Raw genomic sequence first — 16,241 nt, forward strand, 5'->3', positions numbered from 1 at the left:
ACAATAGCTTAAAGTGAATAATGGGTATAATAACAGGGGACTTAGATTACTAGGTCCCCTGATTTATGCTGGGGGATGGGATGTTCGAATTTTTAAAGGCATTATTTTCAGGGAAGAATAAAGAGGAAGACGGCAATATGTTCGTTATAGTGGGACTTGGAAACCCGGAGAAAAAATATTTCGGAACCAGGCACAACGTGGGCTTTGATACCATTGATCACCTGTCCGATAAATATAACATAGGTCTTACAGAGACCAAGTTTAAGGCAGTCTATGGTAAGGGCAGGATAGGAAGCGAGAGAGTTATCCTCCTTAAGCCCCTGACCTACATGAACCTCAGTGGTGAGGCAGTGGCTCCTATCTGTAATTATTTCAAAATAGATTCAAAGACAAATCTTATCGTGATCTCCGACGACGTCGAGCTTGATGTGGGGAACCTCAGAGTTCGCCCCAAGGGAAGCGCCGGAGGACACAACGGACTTAAGAACATCATAGCTCAGCTTGGGCATGATGAATTCTCAAGAGTCCGCATCGGAGTTGGCAAAAAGCCCAAACAGTGGGATATGGTGGACTGGGTCCTGGGACACTTTGAGGGAGAAGACGCCACCCTTATTGAGGAAAGTATTGAAAGAGCAGCCGAAGCTGTCGCCTGCATTATCGATGAAGGCACCGACAGCGCCATGAACAAATTCAACGGAAAAGTTAAATGAGAGCGATCACCACACCCCTTTCTGAGCTGAAGGAATTTAATGAAATAAATGAGTATCTTGAAAAGCCCTTCGCCTGCGCTGAGGTAACAGGCTGCGTTGATTCGCAGAAGCTCCACTTCATAGACGGTCTTGGCGCTGATTTCAAGTACAGGATCATCGTGACCTACTCTGACCTTCGGGCAAAAGAGATCTATGAAGACTACAAGTTTTACGACAGAAATGTCACAGTATATCCCGCCAAGGATCTGATCTTCTACCAGGCCGACGTTCACAGCAACGAGATCGCAAGGCAGAGAATCAGATGCATGAGAAGGCTCATCGAGGGAAGACCAGTAACGGTGGTCACTACTTTTGCTGCCCTTATGACTCCGCAGATAAAGCCCGAAGTCATCAAGAATCATATCCTTTCTCTGGACAGACACAGTGCGATAGACGTTGTTGAGATCGGCAAAAAGCTTGTCACCATGGGCTATACCAGAAACTATCAGGTAGAAGCTCCCGGTGAGTTCTCAATCCGCGGAGATATTGTGGATGTCTTTGACCTGACAGAGGAAAATCCTTTCAGAATCGAGCTCTGGGGCGATGAGATCGACTCCATAAGAAGCTTTGATATTCTCTCCCAGAGATCCCTTGAGAAGCTTGAGTCTGTGGATATCTACCCGGCCTCCGAGATCATCCTTGAGGATGAGGAGCTTGAAAAGGGGTTTGAGAAGATTCAGGAAGATACAGATAAAGTAGTAAAGGCTCTGAGAGATGAGTTTAAGACTGCAGAAGCTCATCAGCTAAAAAAGCAGACTGAGGAGCTCAAGGAGCAGCTCTTTGAACTGAAGGCAGCAGTCAATCTCGAGAGCTATATCAGATATTTCTATGAAGATACAGTCACCATCCAGGAGATGTTCCCCAAGGGCAAGAGCTGTATCTTTATCGACGAGCCACAGCGCGTTCAGGAACACGCCATGGCTGTTGAAGCGGAGTTTCGTGAGAGCATGACCCACAGAGCAGAAAAGGGATATGTGCTTCCGGGACAGATGGACATTCTTTACCCCATAGACAACTGCATAGCAAGAATGGGTAACGGCAGGAGAGTCCTGGTGTCTGCTCTTGCAATGCCGGCTTCTCTAAATCTCTTTTCCCCGGAAAAGAGCTGGGACATTAAGGCAAGGAGTATCGCAGCCTACAACAACAGCTTCGACTCTCTGGTCAGCGACCTTAAAAATTACGCAAAAAGAGGCTACAAGGTGCTCATTCTCTCCGGCTCAAGAACAAGGGCAAAGAGAATAGTTGAGGACCTTCGCGACAACCTTGTCAGCGCCTTCTACAGCGAGGATCCGGGTAGGGTCTTGCAGCCCGGCGAGATCATGACCTATTACGGCAGGATAATGAAGGGCTTTGAGTATCCTGACATCAAGTTCGCAGTCATTGCGGAGAGTGATATCTTCACCGAGCACACAAGGAAGAAGAAAAAGAAAAAGAGCCAGTACAGCGGCGAGAAGATCTCCGACTTTGCTGACCTTAAGATAGGTGATTATGTAGTCCACGAGGACCACGGTCTTGGTATCTACAGAGGCATCGAGAAGATTGAGACCGACCACGTGGTCAAGGATTACATCAAGATCGAGTACGGAGGTGGCGGAAATCTCTACGTTCTGGCTACAGGTCTTTCTGTCATCCAGAAGTACGCATCCGGTGGCGATGATGAGAACGCTCACAAGCCAAGGCTCAACAAGCTTGGAAGCGGCGACTGGAGCCACACCAAGAATAAGGTCAGAGCTGCGGTTGAAGAGGTGGCTCAGGATCTTGTGGAGCTCTATGCCAAGAGGCAGCAGGCTGCGGGCTTTGAGTTTGGAAAAGATACAGTATGGCAGCAGGAGTTTGAGGATGCCTTCCCTTATCAGGAGACGGAGGATCAGCTCACTGCCATCGACGATACCAAGAGAGATATGGAATCAAGCCGGATCATGGACAGACTTGTCTGCGGAGATGTTGGCTTTGGAAAGACAGAGGTTGCTATTCGCGCAGCTTTCAAGGCGGTTCAGGACGGCAAGCAGGTGGCGGTTTTGGTTCCCACAACCATCCTTGCTCAGCAGCACTACAACACCTTCTCCGAGAGAATGCGTGCATTCCCGGTGAGGGTTGATCTCATGTCCAGATTCAGGACACCGGCCGAGCAGAAAAAGACTGTTACAGACCTTAAGAAGGGCCTAGTTGACGTTGTTATCGGAACCCACAGGCTCCTGTCAAAGGATATTGAATACAAAGACCTCGGTCTTCTTATTGTGGATGAGGAACAGCGCTTTGGCGTAACCCACAAGGAAAAGATAAAGACCATGAAGGAGAATGTTGACGTTCTGACGCTGACAGCTACTCCTATCCCAAGGACTCTTCACATGTCACTGGTTGGTATCAGAGATATGAGTGTTCTTGAGGAAGCGCCCAACGACAGACTTCCGATCCAGACCTACGTCATGGAGTACAACGACGAGCTGGTGAGAGAGGCCATTGTCAGAGAGCTCTCGAGAAATGGACAGGTTTACTATGTTTACAACAGAGTCAACACCATAGCTGACACAGCTGCCAGAATTCAGAAGCTTGTGCCTGAAGCCAATGTTGCCTTTGCCCATGGCCAGATGAAGGAGTCGGAGCTTGAGAGAATCATGTACGACTTCATCGACGGAACCATAGATGTTCTTGTCTCTACTACTATTATTGAGACAGGACTTGATATCCCTAACGTTAACACCATGATCATCCATGACTCGGATAAGATGGGACTTTCCCAGCTCTATCAGTTAAGGGGCCGTGTCGGCAGATCCAACAAGACAGCCTATGCCTTCCTTATGTATAAGAGAGACAAGATGCTCAAGGAAGTTGCGGAAAAGAGACTTGCAGCCATCAAGGAGTTTACCGACCTGGGCAGCGGATTCAAGATCGCCATGAGGGACCTTGAGATCAGAGGTGCAGGAAATCTCCTTGGCAAAAAGCAGAGCGGACACATGGCAGCAGTAGGATACGATCTCTACTGCAAGATGCTCGGTGAAGCGGTCAAGATCAGAAAGGGCGAGGATACCGAGGAAGTCCTGGATATGCCCGGAACAAGTATTGACCTTGATGTCAGTGCCTTTATTCCTGACAACTATATCTTAAACGAGGATCAGAAGCTTGAGATCTACAAGAGGATCGCAAGCATAGAGAATCAGACAGAATGTGATGAGATGAAGGACGAGCTCATAGACAGATTCGGAGAAGTTCCCGAGACAGCACTTAACCTTCTTCGTATATCTCTTTTACGTGCAAGGGCGCACGAGCTCTACATCATGGAAGTAAAGGGCGGAAACGGCAGTATCGAGATCAAGATAAGTCCAAACGCCAAGATAGATCCCGGCAAGATCCCGGGCTTTATCGCCTCCTACAAGGGGAACATGGCCTTCCACAGCACCGGCATTCCGGTATTTGTCTACAAGTACAAGAAGGACACAAACCCCACCAAGGCCGAGAAGCAGCTTCTTGAAGACGCCGAGACGCTTATTGAGAAGCTCAGAGAGCTGCGGGCGTGATGGCACTTTAATAATGTAAACTGCTAAACAATATGATATAATCAAACAGGTATTATGCTATAATCATACAAATATCACGGCATAGATATACGAACAGCCATATATATATTTAGGAGGAACGGCTATGATTAACGAACAATACAAGAGCATGCTCGGAGCCAAGTCAGTAATAAGAGAGCTTTCAGAGTATGCAACTGCCAGGGGAAAAGAAGTAGGATACGAGAACGTATTTGATTTCAGTCTGGGAAATCCGAGTGTGGAAGTTCCCAAGGAGTTTACGGATGAGATGATCAGACTCCTTCAGGAAGAGGACACCATGACACTTCATGGCTATACACCAAGCCTTGGAAACCCTCTATATAAAGAAGAGATAGCAAAATCTTTGAATGAGAGATTCGGAATGAATTATGGTCCGGAGCATATCTTCCCTACAACCGGAGCAGCAGGTGCTGTTGCGCATGCAGTAAGAGCAGTGACTAAGCCCGGCGATGAGATGATCGCTTTTGCTCCATACTTCCCTGAGTACGGTCCATACATCACAGGCGCAGGCTGTAAGCTCAGCGTAGTTCCGGCAGATACGAGCTCTTTTCAGATCAACTTCGATAAGTTCCTGGAGATGATAAATGAGAACGTGGCAGCAGTTCTTGTAAATACACCTAACAACCCTTCAGGTATTGCATATTCAACTGCTACACTTCAGAGACTTGCTGATATCTTAAGAGAGAAGTCAAAAGAGTATGGTCACAACATTTTCCTTCTCTCAGATGAGCCTTACAGAGAGATCGTGTTCAAGGGAGCAGATTCACCTTATGTTTCAAAGTTCTACGATCACACCTTAAGCTGTTATTCATTCTCCAAGTCACTCTCACTTCCTGGAGAGCGTATCGGATACGTTGCAGTTAATCCTGCTTGCGAGGGTGCGGATATCATCGTTCCCATGTGCGGACAGATTTCAAGAGGCACAGGACACAACTGTCCTCCTTCTATTATTCAGCAGGCTGTTGCCAAGGTATGTTCACTTACAGCGGATCTCTCAGTTTATGAGACCAACATGAACATCATCTATGACACACTTGTTGAACTTGGCTTCACAGTAGTTAAGCCCGGCGGAACCTTCTATATAATGCCCAAGGCACTGGAGGAGGATTCAGTAGCATTTTGTAAAAAAGCTTTAAAGTACGATCTGGTATTTGTTCCGGCTGACGGTTTCGGAGCACCCGGGTTCTTCAGAATGGCTTACTGCATCGATACCGAAAAGGTTGAGAGAGCAATGGTTGCCCTCAGAAAATTCGTCAAAGAGGAATATGGTAAGTAATGCCGAAAGGGGATGTTTAAATTGAAGTTTGAGAAAAATTCATCGACAAAGCCGATATGTCTTTTACTGGTTACTGTGATATTCTCGGTTCTCACAGCATTTGTGGACAGAGCGGCCATAGGTCCGGAAGGCACATCCGTTGGTTTTTCTTCATTGAACGGAGCTGTTGCCAATCTTCTGGGATATAACGAAATGTTTGACACTATATCTGATCTGGTGATGGTGCTGGCATTTCTGGTAGTTGCGTTCTTCGCTTTTATGGGCGTTGTAAAACTTGTACAGACAAAGAGTATTTCCAAAGTCGGAAAGACCATCCTTGGACTTGGAATGCTGTATCTGGTGGTTGCGATCATCTACGTTGCTTTCAGTAAGATCCCGATCAACTACAGACCGATCATTCCGCCCGGAGAGACTGAGCTTGAGACCTCGTACCCATCAAGCCATGTACTGATTATCTGCAGCGTCTTCGGAAGTGCCATAATCGCATGGAAAAGACTCTTTTCCGAAAAGAGCTATGTCAGAATACTGACTATTGCTGGTGCCGTGCTTATGGTAGTCGGAGTATGCGCAAGAATGCTGGCCGGAGTGCATTGGGCCACCGACATACTCGCGGGAATACTGTTTTCCCTGACACTGGTTTCTGTTTATGCCGCATATATCAAGGATTAAAAGTCCTTAAAACTTTGAAAATGCGTTGACAAGGCAAAATAATGAGTGTAAACTCTATTTCGTAATCGCTTTATTGTTTTAACGAGCTACAACAAATCAGACAATGATTTTGAGGAGGAAATGTAAAAATGGCAGAGATCAAGAAGACTGATGCAGCTGAGAAGCCTGTTGCAACAATCAAGACACCTGTAGCTGCAGAAGTTAAGGCAGCAGAAGTTAAGGCAGCTCCTGCAAAGGCAGAAGAGAAGAAGGCACCTGCTAAGGAAGCAGCAGCTAAGAAGCCTGCAGCTAAGAAGGCAGCACCTGCTAAGAAGGCTGAGCCTAAGAAGGCAGCTGAGAAGACTGAGGCTAAGAAGCCTGCAGCTAAGAAAGCTACTACAACAAAGAAGGCTGAGACAAAGAAGGCAGCACCTGCTAAGAAGGCAGCTCCTGCAAAGAAAGCTACAGCAGCTAAGAAGCCTGCAGCAAAGAAGGCAGCAGCTACAACAGAAGTTAAGACCAACATCGTTCTTCAGTATGGTGACAGAAGCGTTACATACGATACAATCGTTACAAACGCTAAGAACAACTACAAGTACGATATGGGCGGAGATGTAGACGCTATGAAGAAGCTCAGCGTTTATGTAAAGCCTGAAGAGAATGCAGCTTACTACGTTGTTGATGACAAGGTACAGGGCAGAATCGATCTTTGATCATTCTCTTATATAATGAGACTACAGACAGCAGACACTTTCAGTGCCTGCTGTTTTTTTTATCCATATTTAACATTTAGAAGGTTGACATTAGTTCTCGCGAGTGATATTTTATGTTACAGAGAAGATGTTAGCACTCGAATGGATTGAGTGCTAACAACTCAAAATAAAAGCCTTTCAATGAAATCCGGAGACAGAGGAAGGGGTACAGACTTGGAACTTGATGAGAGAAAGAGAACCATACTACATGCAATAGTAAGGAACTACCTTGAGACAGGAGAGCCTGTCGGATCAAGGACTATTTCCAAGGATACTGATCTTAACTTGAGTTCAGCCACCATCAGAAATGAGATGGCAGACCTTGAGGAGATGGGACTTATAATTCAGCCCCACACTTCTGCGGGAAGAATTCCTTCCGACCAGGGCTACAGAGTCTATGTAGATGAGATGCTCAGGGACAAGGAACAGGAAGTTGAGAACATGAAGGAGATGCTTCTTGATAAGGAAGAGAAGCTTGAGAACCTCCTTAAGCAGGTGGCTAAGACCCTAGCGGTTGATACCAACTACGCCACAATGATCTCAGCACCCCAGATCCGCAAGAACAAGCTCAAGTTCATCCAGATTTCCAAGGTTGATGCAGAGCACCTTCTGGCGACCATCGTCATAGAAGGAAACGTCATTAAGAACAAGATCATTCCCGTTGAAGAGGAACTTGATGACGCAACAATGCTCAAGCTTAACATTCTCATGAATACAAGGCTGGACGGACTTGCTGTAGAGGACATTAACTTAGGCCTTATCGCAGCAGTCAAGCAGGAAGCCGGAATTCATAGTGAGATCATCGGAAACGTCATCGATGCAGCTGCAGAATCAATTACAGCTGATGACGACCTTCAGATATATACCAGCGGTACGATGAACTTCTTTAAGTATCCTGAGCTTACGGATTCGGCCAAGGCCAGCGAGCTCATCAGCACCTTTGAGGATACCAAGGACCTTTCGAGTATCGTTGAGGACACACTCTCCTCTGACCATGAAGAGACCGGAATCCAGGTCTACATCGGTAACGAGACACCGATCCAGTCCATGAAGGACTGCAGCGTTGTTACCGCAACGTACGAGCTTGGTGATGGCATGAAGGGTACGGTAGGAATCATCGGACCCAAGAGAATGGATTACGACAAGGTTATAAAGACGCTTAAGAACATGCGTCACGCACTTGATGATCTATATAAAAGGGACTAGCTCCCATAAGCTTTAAGGAGGCAATTTGAATTGAGCGAAGATAAGAAGAAGGCTTCTTCCAAGGCTAAAACAGCTGAGGAAAAGAAAAAAGAAGAAGTTCTTGAGAACATCATGGAAGAACTTGAAGAGGAAGCCAAAGAGAAAGAAACAGCACAGACACCTGATACACAGGAGGAAAAAGATGATGCTGAAAAAGAGGCTACTGTAGAAAAAGAAAAAAATAAAAAAGAAAAGAAGAATCCGCTTCAGGAAAAGATCGATGAACTTAACGACAAAGTCCTGAGACAGATGGCGGAGTTTGAGAACTTCAGGAAGAGAACCGACAAAGAGAAATCACAGCAGTTCGAACTTGGTCAGGGCAATGTCCTTGAGAAGCTCCTTCCTGTAGTAGATAACTTTGAGAGAGGTCTTGCAGCAGTTCCCGAAGCTGAGAAAGACGGAGCTTTTGCAGACGGCATGAACAAGATTTACAAGCAGCTCATCAAGCAGCTTGAAGATCTCGGAGTAACCCCCATAGAAGCGGTTGGAAAAGAGTTTGATCCAAACCTCCACAATGCAGTAATGCAGGTGGAATCCCAGGAATACGAATCCGGAATCGTTGCCCAGGAGCTTCAGAAGGGATACATGTTCCATGATACAGTGCTCAGACACAGCATGGTGGCTGTAGCACAATAACTTAGTAAATACAGAATCTTATTATTATAAACGGAGGAAAAAGAAATGAGTAAGATTATTGGTATCGACCTTGGTACAACTAATAGCTGCGTAGCAGTTATGGAAGGTGGTAAGCCCACCGTTATCGCTAACGCAGAAGGCGCTAGAACAACACCTTCAATCGTTGCTTTCACAAAGAACGGCGAGAGAATCGTCGGCGAGCCTGCTAAGCGTCAGGCAGTAACAAATGCTGAGAACACAATCTCATCAATCAAGAGAGATATGGGTACAGATCACGGCCGTACAATCGACGGCAAGAAGTATTCACCTCAGCAGATTTCAGCTATGATCCTTCAGAAGCTGAAGGCTGATGCAGAACAGTATCTCGGCGAAAAGGTTACAGAGGCAGTTATCACAGTTCCTGCTTACTTCAATGATGCTCAGCGTCAGGCTACTAAGGACGCAGGTAAGATTGCAGGTCTTGAGGTAAAGAGAATCATCAACGAGCCTACAGCAGCAGCTCTGGCTTACGGTCTTGATAACGAGAAAGAGCAGAAGATCATGGTTTACGACCTTGGTGGTGGTACATTCGATGTATCAATCATCGATATCGGTGACGGCGTTATCGAAGTTCTTTCAACAAACGGTGATACACACCTCGGTGGTGATGACTTCGACCAGGCGATCATCAACTGGATGGTTCAGGATTTCAAGAACAAAGAGGGCGTTGACCTCTCAGGCGATAAGATGGCTATGCAGAGACTTAAGGAAGCTGCAGAGAAGGCTAAGAAGGAGCTCTCTTCTTCAACAACAACCAACATCAACCTTCCTTTCATCTCAGCAGGCGCTGATGGCCCTAAGCACTTCGATGTAGATCTTACAAGAGCTAAATTCGAAGAGCTCATTCACGATCTTGTAGAGAGAACAGCTATCCCTGTTCAGAACGCTATGAAGGATGCAGGACTTACAAACGCAGATATCGGTAAGGTTCTCCTTGTTGGTGGATCAACTCGTGTTCCTTGCGTAGTAGAGAAGGTTAAACAGCTCACAGGCCAGGAGCCTTCCAAGAACCTCAACCCTGATGAGTGCGTAGCAATCGGTGCAGGTATCCAGGGTGGTAAGCTTGCAGGTGATGAAGGCGCAGGCGATATCCTTCTTCTTGATGTAACACCTCTTTCACTTTCAATCGAGACAATGGGTGGTGTTGCTACAAGACTTATCGAGCGTAACACAACAATTCCTACCAAGAAGAGCCAGGTATTCTCAACAGCTGCTGATAACCAGACAGCCGTAGATATCAACGTACTTCAGGGTGAGAGACAGTTCGCTAAGGATAACAAGTCACTTGGACAGTTCAGACTTGATGGAATCCCTCCGGCAATGAGAGGTGTTCCTCAGATCGAGGTTACATTCGATATCGATGCTAACGGTATCGTTAACGTATCAGCTAAGGACCTTGGAACAGGCAAGGAGCAGCACATCACAATCACAGCCGGTTCTAACATGTCTGATGAGGATATCGATAAGGCAGTTAAAGAGGCTCAGGAGTACGAGGCTCAGGACAAGAAGCGTAAGGAAGGCATCGATGCAAGAAACGACGCTGACTCCTTCGTATTCCAGACAGAGAAGGCTCTTCAGGAAGTTGGCGACAAGATCGACGCTTCTCAGAAGCAGGTAGTTGAGGATGACATCAAGGCTCTCAAGGAAACACTTGAGCAGACCAAGGATAAAGAGCTTTCAGACTCAGAGATCGATTCTCTTAAGAGCCAGAAGGAGAAGCTCATGAACGATGCTCAGGCACTCTTTGCTAAGATGTATGAGAACGTTCAGGGAGCAGCAGGTGCTGCAGGTGCAGGCCCTGATATGGGTGCCGGCGCAGGTCCTGATATGAACGCAGGAAGCACATCTTCAAATGATGACAATGTAGTTGATGGAGATTACAGAGAGGTCTGAGTTAAATGGCGGAACAGAAACGCGACTATTATGAGGTCCTGGGCGTTGGTAAGAATGCCACTGAGGACGAAATAAAGAAAGCATACAGAGTGCTTGCCAAGAAGTATCACCCGGATATGAATCCGGGTGATGCGACTGCAGCCGATAAGTTCAAGGAAGCATCCGAAGCTTATGCGGTACTTTCTGACCCTGAGAAGAAGCGTCAGTATGACCAGTTCGGACATGCGGCCTTTGAGGGCGGCGGTAATCCCTTCAGTGGTGGATTCGACTTTAACGGTGCAGACTTTGGCGACATCTTTGGTGATATATTCGGTGACTTCTTCGGAGGCGGACGTGCAAGAGGCGGCGCAAGAAGTGGCCCTTCAAAGGGTGCCAATCTTCGTGCAAGCGTGCGCATAACCTTCCTTGAGGCTGTATTTGGCTGCGAGAAAGAGCTTGAGCTCACCATCAAGGATCCATGCCCAACATGTCATGGAACCGGAGCTAAACCCGGAACATCACCACAGACATGTACCAAGTGCGGTGGTAAGGGACAGATTGTATATACACAGCAGTCCTTCTTTGGCACTGTAAGAAACGTTCAGACATGTCCTGAATGTGGCGGTACAGGTAAGGTCATCAAAGAGAAGTGTGCCGACTGTCACGGAACCGGATACATTGCAAGTCGCAAGAAGATCAAGGTTACAATTCCTGCCGGCATTGATAACGGCCAGAGTGTAAGAATAAGAGAAAAGGGTGAACCCGGAGTCAACGGCGGACCAAGAGGAGACCTTCTTGTTGAGGTTGTTGTATCTGAGCATCCTATTTTCCAGAGAGACGGTTACAACGTTTATTCAATGGTTCCTGTATCCTTTGCTATTGCAGCACTGGGCGGAACAGTTCTTATAGATACTGTCGACGGTAAGGTAGCTTACGATGTTAAGGCCGGAACCCAGACAGACACAAGAGTAAGACTTCGCGGAAAGGGTATCCCATCCCTTAGAGACAAGGAGCAGAGAGGTGACCACTACGTAACACTTGTGGTACAGGTTCCTGAGAAACTCTCCAAGGAAGCTAAGGACCTTCTTAAGAAGTTCGATGAAAAGACAGGCGATTCTCTTACAGCAGCTGAGAGACTCATGGGTAATGAAGATAGTAACTCCGGAGGCTCAGGCGGCAAAAAGAAAAAGAAATTTTGGGAGTGACGCTGATTTATGATATACTACCGTAGTTAGAAGCATTAACTACGGTAGTTTTTTACGTGTGAAAGAGGAATTCTATTATGAAATGGATGCGTTTCCGTGTAAGAACAAATGAAGAGTCAGAGGACATTATTGTAAGTTACCTTGAGGACATCGGTCTTGAGGGAGCGCAGATCGAGGATAATGCACCTTTATCTGCAGCAGACAAGGAGCAGATGTTCATCGATGCACCTGAGCTTGAGCCGGACGAGACAGAAAACGGCATTGAGAGCGGAGTTGCTTATCTTAGCTTTTTTGTAGAGATAGATGATAACAACATGCTCACTGTTGAACTTCCAAATGACGAGGGAGAGATAGAGAAAGTTAAGAAGACTCCCGAAGAGATGCAGGCGGCCATAAGAGAGAAGCTTGATGAACTTAAGTCTTTTTCTGATATAGGCGACGGCACAATATCCGTTGATGTCACCGAGGATATAGACTGGATCAATAACTGGAAACAGTACTTTCATAAATTCTATATTGATGATATACTTGTTATTCCATCCTGGGAGAAAGAGAGCGCAGAGGACGAAGGCAAGGCTAACATGGTCCTTCACATCGATCCCGGAACAGCTTTCGGTACAGGTATGCATGAGACGACACAGCTCTGCATCAGGATGCTCAAGAAATATGTAACAGCGGACACAGAGCTTTTGGATGTCGGAACAGGAAGCGGAGTTCTTTCAATCCTTGCCCTTATGTTCGGAGCTAAGCACGCTGTGGGAACAGACCTTGATAAATGCGCAGTTCCTGCGGTAAAAGAAAATATGGAGAACAATGGTATTTCTGCCGATAAGTTTGACATGATGATCGGCAATATCATTGACGATAAAGAAGTCCAGGACAAGGTTGGATACGATAAGTATGACATCGTTGTCGCAAACATCCTGGCAAACGTACTGGTTCCTTTGACACCGGTCATCCTTAACCAGCTTAAGAGCGGCGGAATCTACATCACTTCAGGTATCATCAACACCAAGGAAGAGGAAGTAAAGAAGGCGCATCTTGATGCAGGTCTTGAGATCCTCGAGATCCATCATCAGGGAGACTGGGTTTCAATCACATCGAGGAAAAACTGATGTTTCATTTCTTTGTAGACAGCTGTCAGGTGAGTCCTGACCTCAAGAAGGTCGAGATAACAGGCAGCGATTACAACCACATAGTAAACGTCCTTCGCATGAAGGTGGGAGAGCAGTTCTCTGTAAGCATCAGAGAAGAGGATGAAGGGCGAGAGCTCTTTTACGAGATTGAAGAGATAAGGGATTCATCCGTCATCGGCAATCTGTGCTTTATAGAAGAGCTTGGGAACGAGCTGCCCTCTAAGATATATCTTTTCCAGGGACTTCCCAAGGTTGATAAGATGGAGCTCATCATCCAGAAGGCGGTTGAACTTGGAGCCTTTAAGATCGTGCCCATGAAGACCAAGAGGTGCGTTGTTAAGATCGATGAGAAGAAGGCTCCTGCCAAGATAAAGAGGTGGCAGGCAATTTCCGAGGCTGCTGCCAAGCAGAGTAAGCGTGGCATCATTCCGGAAGTTTTAATGCCCATGACCATGAAGCAGGCCATAGAGTACTGCGGGAGCGAAGGCATTGAAGTGCGCCTTATTCCCTACGAGAATGCAAAAGACATATCGGTGACCAGGCAGATAATTGAGGATATTAAACCCGGCCAGAATATAGCTCTTTTCATCGGACCCGAAGGGGGATTTTCCGAGGAAGAGATAGCGCTGTGCTCAGAGAATAACATAAAGCCCATCACACTGGGCAAGAGGATTCTGAGAACTGAGACAGCCGGATTTACAGCAATAGCATGGCTTATGTATCACCTTGAAAGCTGAGAAATAAAATGAGAGCATATTTAGATAATTCAGCCACCACAAGAGCTTACGACGAAGTAGCACAGCTGGTGGCCAGGATAATGACAGAAGAATACGGAAACGCTTCAAGTGTCCATCATATGGGCGTGGTTTCAAGCAACAGACTCTTTAGTGCAAGAGAGACTATAGCGGATACTTTGAAGGTTGATCCTGCGGAGATAGTATTTACCTCCGGAGGAACAGAGTCAGACAACACGGCAATAATCGGTGCTGCCAGAGCCAATGCCTGGAGAGGTAAGCACATCATAACAACTTCAATTGAGCATCCGGCTGTTTTGGAGAGCTGCCAGGAGCTTGTTAAGGAAGGGTTCGAGGTAACCTATCTTCCTGTTGATGAGACCGGTGTTGTCAGGCTTGAAGACCTTAAGGACGCCATAAGAGAAGATACCATCCTGGTGTCAATGATGTTTGTAAACAATGAGATCGGCGCAGTTGAACCGATTGCTGAGGCCGGCAAGCTCATAAAATCTATAAATGAACAGATAGTATTTCACGTAGATGCTGTGCAGGCCTACGGCAAGTTCAGGATAAGACCAAAGTCCATGAACATCGACCTTTTGGCTGTCAGCGCCCACAAGATCCACGGACCGAAGGGTGTGGGATTTTTGTACATCAAAAAAGGTACAAAGATTGTCCCAATCTGCTACGGCGGAGGCCAGCAAAAGGGCATGAGATCCGGAACCGAGAACGTCCCGGGAATCGCAGGAATGGCCCTGGCTGCGCAGATGTGCTACGATGATTTTGATACAAAGATAAGTGCTCTTTACGAGCTCAAGAAATACCTGATGGAGAGCCTTACTGAGAGGATTTCCGACATAAGGCTTAACGGCCCTGAGTGCGAGAAGGGAGCTCCGCATATTGTGAGCGTCTCAATCAAGGGACTGGCGGCGGAGACCATCCTTAACATGCTAAGTAGCAAGGAGATCTACGTCTCAGCCGGAAGTGCATGTACTTCCAACAATCCACACGTTTCGGACACACTAAAGGCCATCGGGCTTGATAAGAGTCTTTTGGAATCAACCATTCGTATCAGTATGTCCACGCAGACAACCAAAGAGGAGATCGACTACCTTCTGGATGTCCTCTCTTCACAGGTAGAAACCATGAGAAAGTTTTACAGGCATTAAGGAGAAAGATATGCAGTACCATGCTTTTGTTATCAAATACGCAGAGATAGGAGTTAAGGGCAAGAACAGATACATCTTTGAGGACGCTCTTGTTAAGCAGATCAAAAGAGTTCTTGCAAAGTGCGACGGAGAGTTCAAGATCTCCAAGGTAGCAGGAAGAGTATATATCGAGGCTACAGGCTTTGATTTTGACGAGACAGTTTCCGCGCTCCAGAGAGTCTTTGGAATAACCGGAATCTGTCCTGCTGTGACAATAGAAAGAGACGGAGAGAACAACCTTCCGGATGTAGACGGAGTGTGCAAGGCGGTTGTTGACTTTGTTGACGGAGTATACCCGGACAAGAAGCGCACCTTCAAGGTTAAGTGCAGAAGAGTTGATAAGAGCTATCCTATGGATTCCATGGAGATGGCAGCTGAGATCGGCGGCAGAATCCTTGATGCTTACCCAGAGATGAAGGTTGACGTGCATGACCCTCAGATCCTTATAAATGTTGAGATTCGTGAGAAGCTCAACATCTTCTCTGAGATCATCCCGGGACCCGGAGGAATGCCCATCGGTACAGCAGGAAAGGCAATGCTTCTTCTTTCCGGCGGAATTGATTCACCTGTTGCAGGCTACATGATCGCCAAGAGAGGTGTTGATATGGAGGCTGTTTACTTCAATGCTCCTCCATACACCAGTGAGATGGCCAAGCAGAAGGTTGTCGACCTGGCAGGTGTTATCGCCAAGTACACAGGTAACATCAAGCTTCATGTTATCAACTTTACAGATATTCAGATGTACATATATGAAAAGTGCCCACACGACGAGCTTACCATCATCATGAGAAGATACATGATGAAGATCGCAGATATCCTGGCAGCAAGATCCGGATGCATGGGACTTGTAACCGGTGAGAGCATCGGACAGGTAGCATCCCAGACTATGCAGAGCCTTATGTGTACAGGTGAGGTGGTAAAAGACATGCCGGTTTACAGGCCACTTATCGCCTTTGATAAGCAGGATATCGTAGATATCTCTGTTAAGATTGATGCCTATGAGACATCAATCCTTCCTTACGAGGACTGCTGCACTATCTTTGTTGCAAAACACCCTGTAACAAAGCCAAGGCTCGATATTATTGAAAGACACGAGGAGGACCTCGCAGAGAAGATCGATGAGCTGGTTCAGATAGCGCTTGATACAGACGAAGTAATTGAGATAAAGAAATAAAGCGGTATTTATG

The 16,241-nt window shown here is 46.6% G+C and carries 13 protein-coding genes; all 13 read left to right on the forward strand.

From position 1 onward, the window contains the following. The first annotated feature begins 80 nt into the window (after window positions 1-80). The 13 genes from pth to thiI all read left to right on the forward strand — a co-directional run bounded on the left by pth (window position 81) and on the right by thiI (window position 16,228). Window positions 81-710: an aminoacyl-tRNA hydrolase gene (gene pth / locus G632_RS0105510; protein ID WP_022768027.1), complete on the forward strand. Its 630-nt coding sequence runs from the start codon at window positions 81-83 to the stop codon at window positions 708-710. Beyond that, the gene (mfd, locus tag G632_RS0105515) at window positions 707-4,264 is read left to right on the forward strand and encodes a transcription-repair coupling factor (RefSeq protein ID WP_022768028.1); all 3,558 of its coding nucleotides are present in this window, start codon (window positions 707-709) and stop codon (window positions 4,262-4,264) included. Before pth ends, mfd begins: the two co-directional genes overlap by 4 nt. A gap of 124 nt (window positions 4,265-4,388) precedes the next feature. Continuing rightward, window positions 4,389-5,579, forward strand: coding sequence for a pyridoxal phosphate-dependent aminotransferase (locus G632_RS0105520; protein WP_022768029.1), 1,191 nt, complete (start codon window positions 4,389-4,391; stop codon window positions 5,577-5,579). A 21-nt stretch (window positions 5,580-5,600) separates the two neighbouring features. Further along, entirely contained in the window at window positions 5,601-6,248 is a 648-nt protein-coding gene (locus G632_RS0105525; protein WP_022768030.1) for a phosphatase PAP2 family protein, read from the forward strand. A 128-nt stretch (window positions 6,249-6,376) separates the two neighbouring features. Then, window positions 6,377-6,940 carry a DUF6465 family protein gene (locus tag G632_RS22115; RefSeq protein WP_022768031.1) on the forward strand — a complete coding sequence of 188 codons (564 nt, stop codon included), beginning with the start codon at window positions 6,377-6,379 and terminating at the stop codon, window positions 6,938-6,940. 213 nt (window positions 6,941-7,153) lie between these two features. After that, the gene (hrcA, locus tag G632_RS0105535) at window positions 7,154-8,185 is read left to right on the forward strand and encodes a heat-inducible transcriptional repressor HrcA (protein WP_155828845.1); all 1,032 of its coding nucleotides are present in this window, start codon (window positions 7,154-7,156) and stop codon (window positions 8,183-8,185) included. Between the two features lie 30 nt (window positions 8,186-8,215). Beyond that, complete coding sequence (grpE, locus tag G632_RS0105540) at window positions 8,216-8,860, forward strand: nucleotide exchange factor GrpE (protein WP_022768033.1); 645 nt, start codon at window positions 8,216-8,218, stop codon at window positions 8,858-8,860. 45 nt (window positions 8,861-8,905) lie between these two features. Next, a complete protein-coding gene (gene dnaK / locus G632_RS0105545; RefSeq protein WP_022768034.1) occupies window positions 8,906-10,792 on the forward strand; it encodes a molecular chaperone DnaK in 1,887 nt (628 codons plus the stop codon). A 5-nt stretch (window positions 10,793-10,797) separates the two neighbouring features. Continuing rightward, on the forward strand, window positions 10,798-11,976 hold the full coding sequence (gene dnaJ, locus G632_RS0105550) for a molecular chaperone DnaJ (RefSeq protein WP_022768035.1): 1,179 nt from the start codon (window positions 10,798-10,800) through the stop codon (window positions 11,974-11,976). A gap of 77 nt (window positions 11,977-12,053) precedes the next feature. Continuing rightward, window positions 12,054-13,091 carry a 50S ribosomal protein L11 methyltransferase gene (prmA, locus tag G632_RS0105555; protein ID WP_022768036.1) on the forward strand — a complete coding sequence of 346 codons (1,038 nt, stop codon included), beginning with the start codon at window positions 12,054-12,056 and terminating at the stop codon, window positions 13,089-13,091. Continuing rightward, window positions 13,091-13,849: an RsmE family RNA methyltransferase gene (locus G632_RS0105560; RefSeq protein WP_022768037.1), complete on the forward strand. Its 759-nt coding sequence runs from the start codon at window positions 13,091-13,093 to the stop codon at window positions 13,847-13,849. The genes prmA and G632_RS0105560 overlap by 1 nt, the downstream gene beginning before the upstream one ends. An 8-nt stretch (window positions 13,850-13,857) precedes the next feature. After that, the gene (locus G632_RS0105565; RefSeq protein WP_022768038.1) at window positions 13,858-15,015 is read left to right on the forward strand and encodes a cysteine desulfurase family protein; all 1,158 of its coding nucleotides are present in this window, start codon (window positions 13,858-13,860) and stop codon (window positions 15,013-15,015) included. A gap of 10 nt (window positions 15,016-15,025) precedes the next feature. Then, the gene (gene thiI / locus G632_RS0105570) at window positions 15,026-16,228 is read left to right on the forward strand and encodes a tRNA uracil 4-sulfurtransferase ThiI (RefSeq protein WP_022768039.1); all 1,203 of its coding nucleotides are present in this window, start codon (window positions 15,026-15,028) and stop codon (window positions 16,226-16,228) included. Window positions 16,229-16,241: the final 13 nt, after the last annotated feature.

The organism is Butyrivibrio sp. NC2007 (genome assembly GCF_000421405.1).
GTDB lineage: Bacteria > Bacillota > Clostridia > Lachnospirales > Lachnospiraceae > Butyrivibrio.

Excerpts from the sequence above, each read along its gene's own strand:
- pth (WP_022768027.1), top strand. The coding sequence starts at position 81 with ATGTTCGAATTTTTAAAGGCATTATTTTCAGGGAAGAATAAAGAGGAA.
- mfd (WP_022768028.1), top strand. The coding sequence starts at position 707 with ATGAGAGCGATCACCACACCCCTTTCTGAGCTGAAGGAATTTAATGAA.
- G632_RS0105520 (WP_022768029.1), top strand. The coding sequence starts at position 4,389 with ATGATTAACGAACAATACAAGAGCATGCTCGGAGCCAAGTCAGTAATA.
- G632_RS22115 (WP_022768031.1), top strand. The coding sequence starts at position 6,377 with ATGGCAGAGATCAAGAAGACTGATGCAGCTGAGAAGCCTGTTGCAACA.
- dnaK (WP_022768034.1), top strand. The coding sequence starts at position 8,906 with ATGAGTAAGATTATTGGTATCGACCTTGGTACAACTAATAGCTGCGTA.
- dnaJ (WP_022768035.1), top strand. The coding sequence starts at position 10,798 with ATGGCGGAACAGAAACGCGACTATTATGAGGTCCTGGGCGTTGGTAAG.
- prmA (WP_022768036.1), top strand. The coding sequence starts at position 12,054 with ATGAAATGGATGCGTTTCCGTGTAAGAACAAATGAAGAGTCAGAGGAC.
- G632_RS0105560 (WP_022768037.1), top strand. The coding sequence starts at position 13,091 with ATGTTTCATTTCTTTGTAGACAGCTGTCAGGTGAGTCCTGACCTCAAG.
- G632_RS0105565 (WP_022768038.1), top strand. The coding sequence starts at position 13,858 with ATGAGAGCATATTTAGATAATTCAGCCACCACAAGAGCTTACGACGAA.
- thiI (WP_022768039.1), top strand. The coding sequence starts at position 15,026 with ATGCAGTACCATGCTTTTGTTATCAAATACGCAGAGATAGGAGTTAAG.